The 18,093-nt window shown below is 71.0% G+C and carries 13 protein-coding genes; 6 read left to right on the top strand and 7 right to left on the bottom strand.

Translation table 11 applies throughout. From position 1 onward, the window contains the following. Positions 1-40 precede the first annotated feature (40 nt). The 5 genes from AC5020_RS01940 to AC5020_RS01920 form a co-directional block, all read right to left on the bottom strand. A complete protein-coding gene (locus AC5020_RS01940; protein WP_464987018.1) occupies positions 41-1,111 on the bottom strand; it encodes a 3-isopropylmalate dehydrogenase in 1,071 nt (356 codons plus the stop codon). 88 nt (positions 1,112-1,199) lie between these two features. Next, entirely contained in the window at positions 1,200-2,807 is a 1,608-nt protein-coding gene (serA, locus tag AC5020_RS01935) for a phosphoglycerate dehydrogenase (RefSeq protein ID WP_464987017.1), read from the bottom strand. Between the two features lie 161 nt (positions 2,808-2,968). After that, positions 2,969-4,075: a ketol-acid reductoisomerase gene (gene ilvC, locus AC5020_RS01930; protein ID WP_464987135.1), complete on the bottom strand. Its 1,107-nt coding sequence runs from the start codon at positions 4,073-4,075 to the stop codon at positions 2,969-2,971. 103 nt (positions 4,076-4,178) lie between these two features. Beyond that, on the bottom strand, positions 4,179-4,715 hold the full coding sequence (gene ilvN, locus AC5020_RS01925) for an acetolactate synthase small subunit (RefSeq protein ID WP_377794122.1): 537 nt from the start codon (positions 4,713-4,715) through the stop codon (positions 4,179-4,181). Positions 4,716-4,717: 2 nt separating this feature from the next. After that, positions 4,718-6,475, bottom strand: a complete 1,758-nt coding sequence (locus AC5020_RS01920; RefSeq protein ID WP_377016398.1) for an acetolactate synthase large subunit — start codon at positions 6,473-6,475, stop codon at positions 4,718-4,720. Between the two features lie 378 nt (positions 6,476-6,853). Here AC5020_RS01920 and AC5020_RS01915 point away from each other — a divergent pair, with 378 nt between their 5' ends. From AC5020_RS01915 to cobA, 5 genes are all read left to right on the top strand, one after another. Continuing rightward, the gene (locus AC5020_RS01915; RefSeq protein WP_464987016.1) at positions 6,854-8,611 is read left to right on the top strand and encodes a nitrite/sulfite reductase; all 1,758 of its coding nucleotides are present in this window, start codon (positions 6,854-6,856) and stop codon (positions 8,609-8,611) included. Next, positions 8,608-9,432, top strand: a complete 825-nt coding sequence (locus AC5020_RS01910; RefSeq protein WP_377794124.1) for a phosphoadenylyl-sulfate reductase — start codon at positions 8,608-8,610, stop codon at positions 9,430-9,432. The genes AC5020_RS01915 and AC5020_RS01910 overlap by 4 nt, the downstream gene beginning before the upstream one ends. Continuing rightward, positions 9,429-10,424 (top strand): sulfate adenylyltransferase subunit CysD, encoded by a 996-nt coding sequence (gene cysD, locus AC5020_RS01905; RefSeq protein WP_377794125.1) that lies wholly within the window; start codon positions 9,429-9,431, stop codon positions 10,422-10,424. Before AC5020_RS01910 ends, cysD begins: the two co-directional genes overlap by 4 nt. Beyond that, entirely contained in the window at positions 10,424-11,746 is a 1,323-nt protein-coding gene (locus AC5020_RS01900) for a sulfate adenylyltransferase subunit 1 (RefSeq protein ID WP_464987015.1), read from the top strand. Before cysD ends, AC5020_RS01900 begins: the two co-directional genes overlap by 1 nt. A 63-nt stretch (positions 11,747-11,809) precedes the next feature. Next, the gene (cobA, locus tag AC5020_RS01895) at positions 11,810-13,354 is read left to right on the top strand and encodes a uroporphyrinogen-III C-methyltransferase (RefSeq protein ID WP_464987014.1); all 1,545 of its coding nucleotides are present in this window, start codon (positions 11,810-11,812) and stop codon (positions 13,352-13,354) included. A 42-nt stretch (positions 13,355-13,396) separates the two neighbouring features. Here cobA and ilvD read toward each other — a convergent pair whose 3' ends face one another. Continuing rightward, entirely contained in the window at positions 13,397-15,229 is a 1,833-nt protein-coding gene (ilvD, locus tag AC5020_RS01890; RefSeq protein ID WP_464987013.1) for a dihydroxy-acid dehydratase, read from the bottom strand. 130 nt (positions 15,230-15,359) lie between these two features. Here ilvD and AC5020_RS01885 point away from each other — a divergent pair, with 130 nt between their 5' ends. Then, complete coding sequence (locus tag AC5020_RS01885; protein WP_464987012.1) at positions 15,360-15,578, top strand: hypothetical protein; 219 nt, start codon at positions 15,360-15,362, stop codon at positions 15,576-15,578. Here the strand turns inward: AC5020_RS01885 and AC5020_RS01880 are convergent. Next, positions 15,548-17,977 carry a GNAT family N-acetyltransferase gene (locus AC5020_RS01880; protein WP_464987011.1) on the bottom strand — a complete coding sequence of 810 codons (2,430 nt, stop codon included), beginning with the start codon at positions 17,975-17,977 and terminating at the stop codon, positions 15,548-15,550. The two genes, AC5020_RS01885 and AC5020_RS01880, sit on opposite strands and share 31 nt — an antisense overlap. Positions 17,978-18,093: the final 116 nt, after the last annotated feature.

The following is an 18,093-nucleotide window of genomic DNA, read 5'->3' as shown; positions in this document are numbered from 1 at the left end:
GTCGGTGGCGGTCAGGGCACAAGTCTTGCAGGGTCGCGGGTCAGCGTCCGGAGATCGCGGCGACGAGGGCGTCCCCGATCGCGGTGGTCCCGCGGTCGCCCGGACCACTGGGCTGGGCGCGGGCGGAGAGGTCCTGCTCGACGGCGGCACGGACCGTGGCGGCCGGTCCGCCGTGACCGAGGTGGTCCAGCAGCAGGGCGACCGAGAGCACCGTCGCGGTGGGGTCGGCGAGGCCCTTCCCGGCGATGTCGGGGGCGGAGCCGTGGACCGGTTCGAACATGGAGGGGAAGGCGCCGGTGGGGTTGATGTTGGCGCTCGCGGCCAGGCCGATGCCGCCGCCGACGGCCGCGGCGAGGTCGGTGACGATGTCGCCGAAGAGGTTGTCGGTGACGATCACGTCGAAGCGGGAGGGGTCGGTGACCAGGTAGATCATGGTGGCGTCGACGTGGGCGTAGTCGACCTCGACGCCCGGGTGCTCCGCGCCGACCTCCTCGACGATGCGGCGCCACAGGTGACCGGCGTGGACCAGCACGTTGTGCTTGTGCACCAGGGTCAGCTTCCCTCGGCGCTTCTCGGCCTGCTCGAACGCGTAGCGCACCACGCGCTCGACGCCGACGGCGGTATTGAGGGAGACCTCGGTGGCGACCTCGAGCGGCGTCCCGGTGCGCATCGAGCCGCCGTTGCCGACGTACGGCCCCTCGGTGCCCTCACGCACCACCAGGAAGTCCACCTCGCCGGGATCCGCCAGGGGCGAGTCCACGCCGGGGAACAGCCGTGTCGGACGCAGGTTCACGTACTGGTCGAAGCCGAAGCGGAGCGTCAGCAGCAGCCCGCGCTCGAGGACGCCCGAGGGGACGTCGGGGTCGCCGACGGCGCCGAGCAGGATCGCGTCGTGCTCGGCCAGGCGCGCCATGTCCTCATCGGTCAGGGTCTCGCCCGTGCGGTGCCAGCGCGCCGCGCCGAGGTCGACGTCCGTGGTCTCGACGCTGACGCCGGCCGGTTCGAGGGCCGCCCGAAGGGCACGCACGCCCTGCGGGACGACCTCGTGGCCGATACCGTCCCCCTCGATGACGGCGAGGCGGAGGGTGCTGCTCGGGCTGGCGGTGCTCATGGGGACTCCGGTTCTGCGGGATGCGTCAGGAGGTGGGATCAGTCAGGGGCCGGCTCGGTCAGGTGACCGGATCGGTCAGGGAACGGGGTCAGTAGACGAGGTCGACGGCGTGGATGGAATGGGCGCCGATCGACGCGCCGATCGATTCGGCGAGCTCGCGATCCACGGAGACGTCCAGGTCGAGGACCACCAGGGCCTCGGCGCCGGGGCCGTTCCCGGCGCGGGAGACCTGCATGCCGGCGATGTTCACGCCGGCCTCTCCCAGATGGGCGCCGTACTGGCCGATCAGGCCGGGGCCGTCGTCATAGCGGATCATCAGCAGATGATCGCTCAGCGGCACGTCGAGCTCGTGGCCGCCGACCTCGATCAGCTTGTGGGCCTGCTCGACGCCGCTGAGGGTGCCCGAGACGGAGACCACCTGGCCGTCACGGAGCGTGCCGCGGATGGTGATGACGTTGCGGAACCGCTCCGAGGTCTCGTCGGTCACGAGCTGGACCGTGATGCCGCGCTCCTCCGCCATCACCGGGGCGTTGACGTAGCTGACCTGCTCGGTGACCACGCTGCGGAAGATGCCGCGCAGCGCGGAGAGCTTCAGGGCGGTGACGTCGCGCGAGGCGATCTCGCCGTGGACCTCGATGTCCAGCAGGTCCGGCGCCTCGGCGGCCAGAGCCGTGAACAGCTGGCCGAGGCGGTCGGCAAGGGCCACACCGGGGCGCACCTCGTCATCCAGGGCACCGCCGGCGACGTTGACCGCGTCGGGCACCAGCTCACCGGCAAGTGCCAGCCGCACGGACTTGGCGACGGCCACGCCGGCCTTCTCCTGCGCCTCGGCGGTGGAGGCGCCCAGGTGCGGAGTGAGCGTGACGCTGTCGAGCTCGAGCAGCCGCGCCGCGGTCTCGGAGGTGGACGGGGGCTCGGAGGTGTACACGTCCAGCGCCGCACCGGCGATCCGCCCGGCCGACAGTGCCTCGTAGAGGGCCTCCTCGTCGATCAGCCCGCCGCGGGCGGCGTTGACGATGTGCAGGTTCGGCTTCGCCAGGGCGAACTGCTCGGCACCGATCAGGCCCGTGGTCTCCGGCGTCTTGGGCATGTGCACCGTGACGATGTCCGAGGCGCTCATCAGCTCATCCAGCTCGACCACGCGGGCGCCGAGCTCGGCGGCGCGGGTGTGGTTGACGTAGGGGTCATAGGCGAGCAGGTCCACGCCGAAGGGCGTCAGCCGCTCGGCGACCAGCTGACCGATGCGGCCGAAGCCGACGATGCCGACCGTCTTGCCGAGGAGCTCGACGCCGCTGAGCTGCTTGCGCTCCCAGCGTCCCGCCTTGACCGACGCGTCGGCGCGAGCGAGGTTGCGCAGCGACGCGAGCACGAGGGAGACCGCGAGCTCCGCGGCGGAGACGATGTTGGAGGTGGGGGCGTTGATGACCATGACGCCTGCGGTGGTGGCGGCCTTGACGTCGACGTTGTCCAGGCCCACGCCCGCGCGGGCGACGACCTTCAGGCCGGGGGCGGCGGCGAACAGTTCGGCGTCCACGGCGGTGGCCGAGCGCACGAGCAGGGCGTCGGCCCCGGCGACGGCCTCGAGCAGGGCGGGACGGTCGGTGCCGTCGACGTGGCGGACATCGGCGTCGTTGCCGAAGACCTCGATGGTGGCGGGCGAGAGTTCTTCGGCGAGGAGCACGACGGGATGCGTCACGGGATGTACCTCCGGGTCGGGTGGCAGCACCCGGGGATGCCGTCTCCGGGGCCAGGAAAAGAATACGTCGGTGTCCGCCATGCGATCACGCAAGTCATCATGCGAGATGCCGGCGGCGGGCGCACCGTGAGGGCGCGCCCGCCGCTCTCAGCGGGCCGTGATCAGCGCGCGGCGCTGCCCTCGGTGTATCCGTCCACGCTCTCCTTGTTCCACGAGAACATCTTGCGCAGATCCTTGCCGACCGCCTCGATCGGGTGAGCCGCCTCCTGCTCGCGGAGCTTGGTGAACTCCGGGGCGCCGGCGTCCTGATCATCGATGAAGCGCTGGGCGAAGGAGCCGTCCTGGATGTCGGAGAGGATGTCCTTCATGGTGGCCTTGGTCTCGTCGGTCACCAGGCGCGGGCCGGAGACGTAGTCGCCGAACTCCGCGGTGTCCGAGCAGGACCAGCGCTGCTTGGTGATGCCGCCCTCGTTGATGAGGTCGACGATCAGCTTCAGCTCGTGGAGGACCTCGAAGTAGGCGATCTGCGGCTGGTACCCGGCCTCGGTGAGGGTCTCGAACCCGGCCTGGATCAGGTGGCTCACGCCGCCGCACAGCACGGCCTGCTCACCGAACAGGTCGGTCTCGGTCTCCTCGGTGAAGGTGGTCTTGATGACGCCGGCGCGGGTGCCGCCGATGCCCTTGGCGTAGGCCAGCACAAGGTCCCAGGCGGAGCCGGAGGCGTCCTGCTCGACGGCGACGATGTCCGGGATGCCGCGGCCGGCGACGAATTCGCGGCGCACGGTGTGGCCGGGGGCCTTCGGGGCGATCAGGAGCACGTCGACGCCCTCGGGCACCTCGATGTAGCCGAAGCGGATGTTGAAGCCGTGGGCGAAGGCGAGCGCCTTGCCCTCGCTCAGGTGCGGCTTGATGGACTCCGCGTAGACCTTCCGCTGGTCCTGGTCCGGGGTGAGGATCATGATCACGTCGGCCCACTCGGAGACCTCGGCGACGGTGCCGACGCCCAGGCCCTCCTCCTCGACCTTGGCGCGGGAGGAGGATCCCTCGCGCAGGCCGACGCGGACCTCGACGCCGCTGTCGCGCAGGTTCAGCGCATGGGCGTGGCCCTGTGAGCCGAAGCCGACGACGGCGACCTTCTTGCCCTGGATGATCGAGAGGTCGGCGTTGTCGTCGTAGTAGATCTCAGCCACGATGTGCTCCTTTGTCAGTGTGAGGTTCCGGTGAGCCGGTGCGAGGTTCCGGCGAGCCGGGCGACGGGTCGATCCTATCGCCGGGTGTCTTACGTAGTGAGAGGGCGTCTTCAGATGTGGGATGCGACCGCGCGGGTCAGGTGGGGGACCTGGGTCTCAGGATCCCCTCGGCGCGCTCGGGTCAGCCCAGGAGGCTGCGGTCGGTGATCGCGCGACCGCCGCGGCCGATGGCCACCTCGCCGGACTTGACGATCTCCCGCACCCCGTACGGCTCGAGCATGCCCAGCAGGGCGTCGAGCTTGTCCTGGGTGCCGGTGGCCTCGATGGTCACCGCGTCGGGTGCGGCGTCGACCACCTTCGCGCGGAACATCTGCACGATCTCCAGCACCGAGGTGCGGGTGGTGGCGTCGGCGCCGACCTTGATCAGGATCAGCTCGCGCTGCACGGTCGCCTTCGCATCGAGCTGGACGATCTTGAGCACGTTGACGAGCTTGTTCAGCTGCTTGGTGATCTGCTCCAGCGGATGCTGATCGACGTCGACGACGACGGTGATCCGGGAGATCTCGGGGTGCTCGGTGGGGCCGACGGCCAGCGAGGCGATGTTGAACCCGCGGCGGGCGAACAGGGCCGCCACGCGGGTGAGGACGCCGGGCTTGTTCTCGACCAGCACCGAGAGGGTCTGGGTATTGGGGCGGGTCACGGAATCGATGTCGTTCATGGTCAGATGTCCCTCTCCCACTCGGGGCTCATGCCCTGCGCGATCTGGATCTGGTCGTTGGAGACGCCGGTGGGCACCATCGGCCACACCATCGCATCGGCGCTGACGGTGAAGTCGACGACCACGGGGCGGTCGTTGATCCCCATGGCCTCCTCGATCGTCGCATCGATGTCCTCGTCGCGCTCGCAGCGCAGGCCGGCGGCTCCGTAGGCCTCGGCGAGCTTGACGAAGTCCGGGATCCGGCGGGTGCCGTGACCGGTGTTGAGGTCGGTGTGCGAGTAGCGCTGGTCGTAGAACAGGTTCTGCCACTGGCGCACCATGCCCAGGCTGGAGTTGTTGATGACGGCCACCTTGATCGGGATGCCGTTGATGACGCAGGTCGCCAGCTCCTGATTGGTCATCTGGAAGCAGCCGTCACCGTCGATGGCCCACACGGTCCGCTCGGGCTGGCCGACCTTCGCGCCCATCGCGGCCGGCACCGCGTAGCCCATCGTGCCCAGGCCCCCGGAGTTGATCCAGGAGCACGGCCGCTCGTAGCCGACGAACTGGCTCGACCACATCTGGTGCTGGCCCACGCCGGCGACGAAGACCGACTCCGGCCCGGAGATCGCACCGATCCGCGAGATCACCTTCTGCGGCGCGGTGAAGCCGTCCTCGGTCGCGGTCCATCCCAGCGGGTAGTTCTCCCGCAGCATGTTCAACGTGTTCCACCAGGCCTCGTGGTCGCGCGTGTCGTCCTCGGCGATGCGCGAGCGCAGCTCCGTCGTCAGCAGCGTGGCGACGTCGCCCGCCTGGCCGACTATCGGCACGTCGGCCTCACGATTCTTGGAGATCTCGGCCGGATCGACATCGGCATGGACGATCTTCGCGCCCGGCGCAAAGGTGTCCAGGCGGCCCGTGACACGGTCGTCGAAACGGGCACCGATGGCCACGATGAGATCCGCCCGCTGCAGCGCGGAGACGGCGGCCACGGTGCCGTGCATGCCCGGCATGCCCAGATGGCTGGGGTGGGAATCGGGCAGGGCGCCGCGGGCCATCAGGGTGGTGGTGAAGGGCACCCCGGAGACGTCGATCAGCTCGCCGACCTCGCGCGAGGCGCCTCCGCGCAGCACGCCCCCGCCGAGCAGGAACACGGGGCGCTCGGCCTCCATCAGCAGCGAGACGGCCTCGCGGATCTGCTTGCTGTGCGGCCGCGGCTCGGGCCGGTACCCGGGCAGGTCGAGGGTCTCGGGCCACACGAAGTCGGTGGTGGCCTGCTGGGCGTCCTTGGTGACGTCCACGAGCACCACGCCGGGGCGGCCCGTCGAGGCGATGTGGAAGGCCTGCTTGATGACCTTGGGGATGTCATCGGCGTTCTTGACCAGGAAGTTGTGCTTGGTCACGGGCATCGTCATGCCGACGATGTCCGCCTCCTGGAAGCCGTCGGTACCGATCAGGGACGAGGCGACCTGGCCGGTGATCGCGACCATCGGGATCGAGTCCATCTGCGCGTCGGCGATAGCGGTGATGAGGTTGGTGGCGCCCGGGCCCGAGGTCGCCAGGCACACGCCGACCTTGCCGGTGGCGTGGGCGTAGCCGCTGGCGGCGTGGCCGGCACCCTGCTCGTGGCGCACCAGCACGTGGCGCAGGGTCTTGGCGTCCATCAACGGGTCGTAGGTCGGCAGGATCGCGCCGCCGGGAAGACCGAAGACGACCTCGGCCCCGGCGTGCTCGAGGGACTCGACCAGCGCCTGTGCGCCGGTCATCTGCTGCGGGGTCATCGATACTCCTTCGTCGGCTCGGACGGTAGCGGCGCCGGGCGATCCCTGTCCCCCGCGCCTGCCGACCCCCTCACAAGGGGCCGGACACGAAAAAACCCCTCCAGCCGACTGGCTGACGAGGGGCGCGCGGAGGACGTCTCGAAGAAACGAACGGGCGTCAGCCGCGCTCGATGACTACGAGAAGGATCGTCTGCATGTCCACAGACTAGGGCGTCGGGCTCGCGTCGCACCAGAGGTCCGCATCGCGAGACACGGATCACCGTCGGAGCCCGTCCAGCCCGCGCCGCACCCGGGGCACCGGTGAACTCCCCGTGACTCATACGGACACAAACCCCTTAGCGCTTGTGTTCGGGCACATAAATTTGCATTATGGGCGCCATGAGCCGAACCGATACTGCGACGAGCTCGCCAGCCGACGCCTCGCCCTCCCAGGCCTCCCCGGCCCCCTCAGGCATGGCCCGACCCTCCCGGTCCGGGAAGCCGCAGGGGCAGTGGAAGGTCGACGGACCGGAGCCACTGAACCACAACGAGGAGTTCAAGGCGGAGGACAACGGGCTCAACGTCCGCGAGCGGATCGAGACGATCTACGCCCACGAGGGCTTCGACTCGATCCCCGACGACGATCTGCACGGTCGCTTCCGCTGGTGGGGGCTGTACACGCAGCGCAAGCCCGGCATCGACGGCGGGCGCACCGCCCAGCTCGAGCCCCACGAGCTCGAGGACGAGTACTTCATGCTGCGCGTGCGCACCGACGGCGAGGCGCTCTCGCCGCGCGCCCTGCGGGTGCTCGGCGGCATCTCGACCGAGTTCGCCCGGGGCTCTGCAGACATCTCGGACCGCGAGAACCTCCAGTACCACTGGATCGAGGTCGAGAACGTCCCCGAGATCTGGAGCCGGCTGGCGTCGGTGGGCCTGGAGACGACGACGGCCTGCGGCGACACCCCGCGCGGCTTCCTCGGCAGCCCGGTGGCCGGCATCGCGGCCGACGAGATCATCGACCCCACCCCCGTGATCGCGGAGATCAAGCGCCGCTTCATCGGTGACCCGGAGCTGGCCAACCTGCCCCGCAAGTTCAAGACGGCCATCACCGGCCACCCCAGCCAGGACGTGGTCCACGAGATCAACGACATCTCCCTGGTCGGTGTGGTCCACCCCGAGCTCGGCCCCGGGTACGACCTCTGGGTCGGCGGCGCCCTGTCCACGTCCCCGCGGCTCGCCGAGCGGCTCGGGGCCTTCGTCCGCGAGGACCAGGCCGCCGACGTCTGGCACGGCGTGGTGCAGATCTTCCGCGACTACGGCTACCGGCGCCTGCGCAACAAGGCCCGGCTGAAGTTCCTGCTGGCCGAATGGGGCACGGAGCGCTTCCGGGAGGTGCTCGAGACCGAGTACCTCGGGTACCAGCTGGCCGACGGGCCCGCCCCGGAGGCTCCCACCGGCCCCTCGGACCACATCGGGGTGCATCCGCAGAAGGACGGCCGCTTCTACATCGGCGCCGCCCCCATCGTGGGCCGCGCCGGCGGCGATCTGTTCACCCGGCTGGGCGACCTCGTCGAGAGGGTCGGCGCCGACGCCGTCCGCCTGACCGCGTTCCAGAAGCTCGTCGTGCTCGGAGTGCCCGCCGAGGGCGTCGACCAGATGGTCACCGGGCTCGAGGAACTGGGACTTGCCACTCGCCCCAGCCCGTTCCGCCGCTCCACCATGGCGTGCACCGGCCTCGAGTTCTGCAAGCTCGCCATCGTCGACACCAAGGACACCGCCGAGCACGCGATCACCGAGCTCGAGCGCCGCCTGGCCGATATCGAGCCGGAGCTGGATGAGCCCATCAGCCTGCACATCAACGGCTGCCCGAACTCGTGCGCCCGGATCCAGACCGCGGACATCGGTCTGAAGGGTCAGATCATCACCACCGACGAGGGCGAGCAGGTCCCGGGATTCCAGGTCCATCTGGGCGGCTCCCTGGCCTCTCCCGGGCTCGAGGAGCCTCAGCTGGGCCGCACCCTGCGCCGCCACAAGGTGGCAGCGCGCGAGCTCCCCGACTACGTCGAGCGAGTCGTGCGATGCTACGTGGGGTCCCGCGCCCAGGGTGAGTCCTTCGCCGCCTGGGCCCATCGCACCGAGGACGAGGAGCTCCGATGACCACGACCGCGACCGCACGGACCACCCGCCTGCGCGCGCTGGCGGAGGACGCCTCGCAACGTTTCGCCGCCCTCGAGGACACCCTCGGGCCCGAGGAGCTCGCCGCAGCCGTCTCGGCCTGGGCGGCCGAGACCTTCGGGGAGTCGCTGGCCGTCGCCTGCAGCATGGCCGACGCGGTGCTGCCGCACGTGGTCTCCCAGCATCAGCCCGGAGTCGATGTGCTCTTCCTGGAGACCGGCTACCACTTCCCCGAGACCCTCGCCACCCGGGACCGGGTCGCCGAGGAGCTCGACGTGACCGTGGTCGACGTGCTGCCGGAGCGGACCGTGCCCCAGCAGGACCAGGAGTTCGGGGCGAAGCTGCACGACCGCGATCCCGGCGCCTGCTGCGCGATGCGCAAGGTCGATCCTCTGCGCCGTGCGCTGGGCGGGTACGACGCCTGGGTCACCGGCGTGCGCCGCGAGGAGGGCCCCACCCGTGCCGGGACCCCGCTGGTCACCTACGACGAGAACTTCGATCTGGTGAAGATCAACCCGCTGGCGACGTGGTCCTTCGAGCGGCTGACCGCCTACTCCCGGGACCGGGAGCTGCCGGAGAACCCGCTGCTGGAACAGGGCTTCCCGAGCATCGGGTGCGCCCCGTGCACCCGCGCCGTGGCTCCCGGCGAGGATCCCCGTGCGGGCCGCTGGGCGGGCTCCGCGAAGACCGAGTGCGGGCTCCACCCCGCCGGTGACGACACCCGCCCGTCACCTCAGCCTGTCACCCTGCCCGTGCCCACCCGGAACCTCATCTCCGTGGACCCCGAACAGGAGAACCGATGACGACTCTGGCCCAGGCCGGCTCCTCCGGCTCTGCCACGCCTGCAGACCCCGCCGTGTCCGCCACCGCCGCCCCGGTCAGCGCGCTGACCGCCGCCTCGAAGGACTCCGACCTGCTGGACGTGCTCGAGAGCGAAGCCATCCACATCATCCGCGAGGTGGTCGCCGAGCTCGAGCGGCCGGTGATGCTGTTCTCCGGCGGCAAGGACTCCGTGGTCATGCTGCACCTGGCGGCGAAGGCCCTGTGGCCCGCGCCGATCCCGTTCCCGGTGCTGCACGTGGACACCGGGCACAACTTCCCCGAGGTGCTCGCCTTCCGCGATGCCACCGTCGAGCGTCTCGGCGTCGACCTCCACGTCGCCTCCGTCCAGGAGTACCTCGACGACGGCCGACTCCAGGAGCGGCCCGACGGCACCCGCAATCCCCTGCAGACCATTCCCCTGCTGGACGCGATCGAGGAGCATCGTTTCGATGCCGTCTTCGGCGGTGGTCGCCGCGACGAGGACAAGGCCCGCGCCAAGGAGCGCATCTTCAGCCTCCGCAACGGCTTCGGCCACTGGGACCCCAAGAACCAGCGGCCCGAGCTGTGGCATCTCTACAACACGCGGCGCCGCCCCGGGGAGCACGTGCGCGTCTTCCCGCTGTCGAACTGGACCGAGCTGGATGTGTGGCGCTACATCGCCCGCGAGAACATCGAGCTGCCCTCTCTCTACTACGCGCACGAGCGCGCGGTCATCGAGCGCGAGGGGATGCTGCTCTCCCCCGGCGACTGGGGCGAGCTGCGTGAGGGCGAGGAGCCCGTCGTGCGCACCGTCCGGTACCGCACCGTCGGCGACATGTCCTGCACCGGCGCCGTGCTCTCGGACGCCTTCGACGTGGAGGCGGTGATCGCGGAGGTCGCCGCGACCACCGTGACCGAGCGTGGCGCGACCCGCGCCGACGACCGCCTCTCCGAGGCCGCCATGGAGGACCGCAAGAAAGAGGGCTACTTCTGATGACCAGCACCGACGTGCTCCCGGACCTCACCGGTCGCTCCGAGGCCTCCGGGCCCACCCTGCTGCGTCTGGCCACCGCCGGCAGTGTGGACGACGGCAAGTCGACCCTCATCGGGCGGCTCCTGCACGACACCAAGTCGGTGCTGGCCGATCAGCTCGCCGCGGTCGAGGCCGCCAGCCGTCAGCGCGGCTGGAAGGGCGAGCTGGCCGACCTGGCGCTGCTGACCGACGGCCTGCGCGCCGAGCGTGAGCAGGGCATCACCATCGACGTCGCCTACCGCTACTTCGCCACGGCCGGCCGCTCCTACGTGCTCGCCGACACCCCCGGCCACGTGCAGTACACCCGCAACACGGTCACCGGGGCCTCCACGGCCGACGTGGTGGTCGTGCTGGTCGACGCCCGCAAGGCCGTGGTCGAGCAGACCCGGCGCCATCTGGCGGTCGCCGCCCTGCTGCGCGTGCCCCACGTGATCGTCGCGCTGAACAAGATCGACCTGGTCGATGACCCCCAGCGCGTCTACGAGGAGGTCACCACCCAGCTCGGTCTCGTCAGCGAGGCCCTGGCGCTGCGGGATCTGCAGGTGGTGCCGCTCTCCGCGCTGCACGGCGACAACGTCGTCCAGCGGTCCGAGCGCACGCCCTGGTACGAGGGCCACACGCTGCTCGAGCTGCTGGAGACGCTGCCCCCGGGGCGGGCCCTCCAGGACGGGGCGTTCCGGATGCCGGTCCAGCTCGTGATCCGGCCGCAGCACGGCGCCCGGGACGAGGCCCATGTCGAGTACCGCGGGTACGCGGGCCTGATCACCTCCGGCGCGGTGGAGGTCGGCGACGAGATCGTGGTCGCCGACTCCGGCCGACGGACCACCGTGGCCGGCATCGACCGCGCCGATCAGCCGGTTCAGCGGGCCGAGGCGGGGCTGTCGGTCACACTGCGTCTCAGCGACGACCTCGACGTCTCCCGCGGCGACCTGATCGCGGCCGGAGACCCCCCGACCCCGGCCGAGCAGGCCTCTGCCGTGCTGTGCTGGCTCTCGGAGTCCCCCCTGCGTGCCGGGGCCCGCGTGCTGGTCAAGCACGGCACCCGCACCGTCCAGGCCCGCGTGGTCGCGATCCACGAGCGCCTGGACATCATGAGCCTGGAGAAGGTCCCGGCGGAGACCGCCGAGCTCAACGACCTCGTGCTCGTGGACCTGGCCTTCGCCCAGCCGCTCCCGCTGGAGTCCTACCGCAGCTCCCGCGACGGCGGGTCCTTCATCGTCATCGATCCGCAGGACGCCACCACGCTGGCGGCGGGGATGGCCGGCGCGCAGCTGCGCGCCTGAGGGACCTCATGTCCCTCGACATTGTCGCCGTCCCGGTCGACGCGGGCTGAGGCGGGGCGAGAGATGCGCGATCTTCCCAGCACCGTGCTCGACCCCGGGTCCGTCGCCCTCGTCGGCGGCGGCCCGGGCGCCCTGGACCTGATCACCGTCAGGGCCCTGGACCTGCTGCGCCAGGCTGACGTGGTGGTCGTGGACCGGCTGGGGCCGGTGGGCCTGACCGAACTGCTCGAGGACGACGTCGAGATCGTCGACGTGGGCAAGATCCCGGGCGGGCGCTCGACGTCGCAGCAGGCGATCAACGATCTGCTCGTCCAGCACGCCCGCGCGGGCCGGCGCGTGGTACGGCTCAAGGGCGGCGATCCCTTCGTGCTCGGCCGCGGTGGCGAGGAGGTCCTGGCCTGCCGCGCCGCCGGCGTGCCGGTCCAGGTCGTGCCCGGGGTCAGCGCTGCGGTCGCCGGGCCTGCGGCCGGCGACGTCCCCGTCACCCACCGCGGCACGGCTGTCGCGACCCACACCGTCAGCGCCCACGGGGACCTCTCCCCCGCCGATCTCGCCGCGCTGCGGGATCCCGCGACCACGACCGTGCTCATGATGGGGCTGGGGTGGCTGCCACGCCTGGTCTCCCAGGCCCTGCTGAACGGCGTCGACCCGCAGGTGCCGGTGGCCGTCGTGCAGGAGGCGACGATGCCGGGGCAACGGGTCGTCCAAGGGACGCTCTCCACCATCGCCGACGTGGTGCGGGAGGCCGGGATCACCTCCCCCGCCGTGATCGCCGTCGGCCGCACCGCCGCCGAGGGCTTCCTGACGCCTTCCCAGCGGAGCGAGCCCGCCGGAGGCAGCGGACCGGACGCAGCCGCGGAGTCCGCACGCCCGATCCCGGATCCCGCCGCGGGCCCGACCCTCATCGGCTGCGCCCACGGCACCCGGGACCGCCAGGGACGCGACGTGATCCGGTCACTGCTGAGGCGGGTCCAGGATCAGCTGCCCGACGTGGCGGTGCGGGAGGCCTACGTCGACGTGCAGACCCCGGAGATCACCGACGCCGTCCGTTCAGCGGCGCCCGCGCTGCCCGAACGGCGCACCCGGGAGTCCGATGCCCCTGCGGCCGCTGTGGTCGTCCCGCTGCTGCTCTCGACGGGATTCCATGTCGCCCACGACATCGCCCAGGCGATCCGCGACCGCGCCTGCGTCGCGAGCGGTCCCCTGGGCCCCGACGCGCGTCTGGCGGAGGTACTGGCACAGCGACTGCTGGAGGCGGGCGCCGAGGAGGACGACACCGTGGTGCTGGCCGTCGCCGGCACCCGCGATCCCGACGGCCAGGCGATGGCCCGACAGATGGCGCAGCTGCTGAGCGACCACCTCGGGCGCGAGGTCACCGTCGGATTCATCTCCGCCGCACGCCCGTCGGTCGCCGAGGAGGTCGCCCGGCGCCGGGAGAGCGATGGCCAGGACCGGCGGGTCGTGCTGGCGAACTATCTGCTGGCCCCCGGGTACTTCCACGGCCTCCTCGCGGACGCGGGGGCCGACGTGGTCGCGGCGCCGCTCGGCGACCATCCCCTGGTGGCGGACATCGTGGTGGACCGCTACCAGGGGATGCTCGGGACCTGAGGACCGCTCAGACCTGGGGACCGCTCAGGATCCGAGGAGTCCTCAGGGCAGGGGCCGACGGGTCGCGCCGTAGGTCGCCGACCGCACCAGGTGCGCGTAGACCTTCAGGGCCTGGGAGACCTGGCGCTCGCGGCCGTCGGGGCGCCACGGCAGGGGTCCCTTGGCTTCGCGGCGGCGAGCCAGCTCGCCCTCGTCCACGTCGAGCTGCAGCAGGCGCTTGTCGACGTCCATGACGATCCGGTCACCGTCCTCGATCAGTCCGATCAGTCCCCCCTCGGCCGCTTCCGGGGAGATGTGGCCGATCGAGACGCCGCTGGTGCCGCCGGAGAAGCGGCCGTCGGTGATCAGCGCGCAGGTCTTGCCCAGGCCCCGCCCCTTGAGGAACGAGGTCGGGTAGAGCATCTCCTGCATGCCGGGGCCTCCCTGCGGCCCCTCATAGCGGATGACGACGACGTGACCGGCCTGGACGGTCTTGTCGAGGATCTTCTGGACCGCCTCCTCCTGCGAGTCGCAGACCACGGCGGTGCCCTCGAAGTGGAAGAGGTCCTCGGTGATGCCGGCGGTCTTGATGACGGCACCGTCCTCGGCGAGGTTGCCGCGCAGCATGCACAGCCCGCCGTCCTTGGTGAAGGCGTGCGGGACCGCTCGGATCACCCCGCCCTCGGCGTCGGTGTCCAGCTCCTTCCACATGTTCGTCGAGGAGAACGCCTGGGTGGTGCGCACGCCGCCGGGGGCCGCGTGGAACAGCGCGTCGGCCTCGGCCGTGGCGCTGCCGCCGCGGATGTCCCAATCGCGCAGCCAGCTGTCGAGGTCCGGGGAGTGGACGGAGTGGACGGTGTGGTCCAGCAGGCCGGCCCGGTCGAGCTCTCCGAGGATCGCGGGGATACCACCGGCGCGGTGGACGTCCTCGACGTGGGCGGTGCCGTTGGGCGCCACCTTCGACAGGCACGGCACCGAGCGCGAGAGGCGGTCGATGTCCTCGAGGCCGAAGTCGATCTCGCCCTCGATGGCGGCGGCGAGGATGTGCAGTACGGTGTTGGTCGAGCCGCCCATCGCCACGTCCAGGCTCATCGCGTTGGCGAACGCCGCCTTGGTGGCGATGCTGCGCGGGAGGACCGACTCGTCGTCCTGCTCGTAGTAGCGCTTGGAGAGTTCGACGACGGTGCGGCCGGCGCCCAGGAAGAGCTCCTTGCGGAAGGCGTGCGTGGCCAGCGTGGTGCCGTTGCCGGGCAGGGAGAGCCCCAGCGCCTCTGTCAGGCAGTTCATCGAGTTGGCGGTGAACATGCCCGAGCAGGAGCCACAGGTGGGGCAGGCGTTGTCCTCGATCTCGGCGAGCTGAGCGTCGGTGATCGACTCATCGGCCGAGAGCGACATGGCATCGACCAGGTCCAGACGGTGCTCGGTGACCCCCTCGACGGGCTCACCGGACTCCATCGGGCCGCCGGAGACGAAGACGACGGGGATGTTCAGGCGCATCGCGGCCATGAGCATGCCCGGGGTGATCTTGTCGCAGTTCGAGATGCACACCAGCGCATCGGCGCAGTGCGCGTTGACCATGTACTCGACCGAGTCGGCGATGATGTCGCGGCTGGGCAGGGAGTACAGCATCCCGCCGTGGCCCATCGCGATCCCGTCGTCCACGGCGATGGTGTTGAACTCCTTGGCGACCCCACCGGCTTCCTTGACCGCGCCGGCGACCAGATCGCCCATGTTCTTGAGGTGGACGTGGCCGGGGACGAACTGGGTGTACGAGTTCGCGATCGCGACGATCGGTTTGCCGAAGTCGGAGGTCTCCATGCCGGTCGCGCGCCAGAGGGCGCGGGCACCGGCCATGTTGCGGCCGTGGGTCGAGGTGCGGGAACGGAGCTGAGGCATGAGCGCGATACTACGCTCCGACATGCGAGATGAGCGCTCAGCATCCGGACAGTGGACGGCGCCGACGACAGGGCGGTCTCGTCGGGCATTCCGCCCCCGGTACGTGCTTCCGAGCCGTAGGGTCAGGAAGATGATCCACGCTGCTCGCCTTGCCATCAGCCTGGTCGTGGCCGCCGCGATCCTCCTCATCGGGAACTGGGCCACGTCGCTGGTCTTCGTCACGGCCGGCGGCCCCTGGTTCGGGCTCTACATCCCGGAGTTCCTGCTCGAGGTCCTGGTCCACGCTGTGATGCTCTGGGGCGTCTGGGAGATCGGCGCCTACGCTCGGCGGCGACGACACGAGAGCTGAGAGCGCCCGACAGCATCGCGGGCGACGGGATTGAGCATCTCCCCCGCCAGCATCGTCGACCCGGCGGGATCGGACAGGTCCACCATCTCCAGGGTGTTGCGCAGCTGCAGGCGGTTCAGGCACGCGTGGGCGAAGGTCTCCGCGCGCAGATCCACGTCGTCCGCGAGCCCGCGGGCGACGTCGGGATGCTCCTGCTCGTGCTCGTCCAGCACCGCCGCGACCGCTCGCCAGAAGTCGTCGGCGCGCAGCAGCCCGTCGGCCTCGAGGATCCCGCTGAGGTGGCGCAGGACGCCGTCCAGCACGTCGGTGAGCACGAGTTGGGCCTTCTCGGTGCCGGGGATCGGCACGCGGATGCGCTCGATGTCCGCCGGCAGGGCGCGCGGCCCGACCACGGCGGTCTCCTCGCCGATGTCCTTGAGGAAAGCCCCGACCACGCGGTGCCCGGCCAGGCGCAGGATCAGGTTCTCCCCGTGCGGCATGAAGGCGAGGTCGTGGGCGAGCAGAGCATGCACGATCGGGCGCAGGTATGCCCGCAGGTAGTCCTGGACCCAGGTGCTGGCGTCCACCCCCGAGGCCCGGATCAGCTCGCCCACGGAGGAGCGCCCCTCATGATCGCGATGGAGGAGGGAGGCCATGGTCACGGCCCGCTCCCCCGGGGCGAGCAGCGGCAGCGGGTTCTCCCGCCACAGGGCCGCCAGCATCTTGCGGTACGGGTTCGAGGTGGGCGTGCGGTGGTGGATGTCGCCGGTGTATCCCAGCGAGGAGCGCTCGCGCAGGACGGTGAATCCGAGACCGGCGAAGGTCGGGTCCTGACCGATCACGCCGGCAACCCAGTCGTTGATGGCGGGGGTGTCCCGCATGTACAGCGGCGAGAGCCCGCGCAGGAACCCCATGTTCTGGATGCCGAGGGCGACCTTCACGTACGGGGCGCCCTCGCGGGTGAGATCGAAGAAGGTCCGCAGCGACTGCTGGGCCTGGTACTCGCCGGCTCCGGGGCCGAGCACCACGAGGTCCTGGCGCGCGACCTCGGCGGCGAAGGTGATGGGGAGGCGGTGCTCGGCCTGCCAGGGATGGACCGGCAGCAGGTGGTACTGCGCCGGGTCGAGCCCCCGACCCTCCAGACGCTCGGCGAAGGCGCGACGCTCGGCAGGGGTCAGCGCCGCCTCGAGGTGCGCCTGCTCGTCCAGGCCATCCCCGAGGGCGAGATGGCTCTGGTCCCGACGGGCCGCGACCCACATGAGGCGCACCCGGCGACCCTGCTCGGGCGCGTAGGCCCGGTAGTCCGGCAGCGAGAAGCCGATGCGGCCGTTGGTCGCCAGGAAGCCGGGGTGACCGGCGGTCATCGCGGCCTCGGTCTCCTGCAGGCCCGCCTCGAGCAGCTCGGAGGCCGTGGGACGCTCCCCGGCCCGCGCGGCGTGCAGCGTGTGGCAGGCGGCGGCGAAGGTCGAGGACAGCTCCTCGAGGTAGGTCGACAGCAGGTCATCACCCAGACCCAGGACGCTCTGGAACTCGAGGACGAACTCGAGCACGTCGAGGGGCTCGTGGTGAGAGGGCTCGGAATGGCCGGCTCCCTCCCCCGCGCAACGCACGAGCGTGTCCTCCTCGAGCAGCCAGTGCTCCAGCGGCAGCACCTGCGCCCAGAACCGGTAGCTCGCTGCGGACTGAGGCACGGGCAGCTCCCACCAGCCGCCGCCGAGCTCGCGGGGATGGAGCATCCGCTCGTGGGAGAACTCGGAGATCGCCTTGGCGAGCAGGCGGCGGTGGACCGCCCCGCCGACCTCCGGGGACAGGTGGGCATGGGGATCCTTCTGCCCGCCCCAGCCCTGCCCGAGGACGGAGGCGGCGAAGTCCTCCCGGGTGCACACGCTCAGCGCCGCGCGCTTGGTCGCGCCCTCGTCGGTCACGTCGACGTCACCGAGCACCCGGAAGCCGGCCGCCGCGTTCTTGGCGCGGATGGCCGTGCCGCGCACGTCGGGCTCGACCACGACCCGCCGGGCGCCGCGGGCCGCTGCCGCGCCGGAGGCGGGATCGGGGCCGTGCGTGCCGAGGCAGAAGCGCATCACGGCCGCCATCACGCGGTCGGTGAGGCCGTGCTCACCGGCTCCGATCGGTGGGGCCACCAGCAGATGCATGCCGAGGTCGCCGCTGCGGTGGTCCAGCGCGCCGGGCGGGAGGAGCGTGGCGGGGTCGTAGGTCTCGAGGTAGAAGCGCGGCTGCTGATCGACCAGGCCGATCCAGGAGCCGGCGTGATCGCTCGCGGCGATCGTCTCGAGATGGGAACGGACCTGGTCGCGCGTGGCACCGACCATGCCCCAGGCGGCGGAGCGGGGGTGGGTGAGCCAGTCGTGGAGGAGGTCGAGATGCTCGGCGGGCTCGAACGGGCCGATGGTGATGCTCACTGGGGGACCCTCCTTAGTGCGGCCTTGTTCGGTAGGGTCGTGACCACTCGGTCCCGGCGGGTGCATGGCCTAGGATGCGAGCCGTTCGACGGCCAGCATGAGTTCTGCCAGCCCTG

The sequence above is a fragment of the Brachybacterium sp. SYSU DS0246 genome (genome assembly GCF_059391765.1).
Note: the sequence above shows the minus strand (reverse complement) of the source record. Positions and strands in the feature narration are given on the sequence as shown.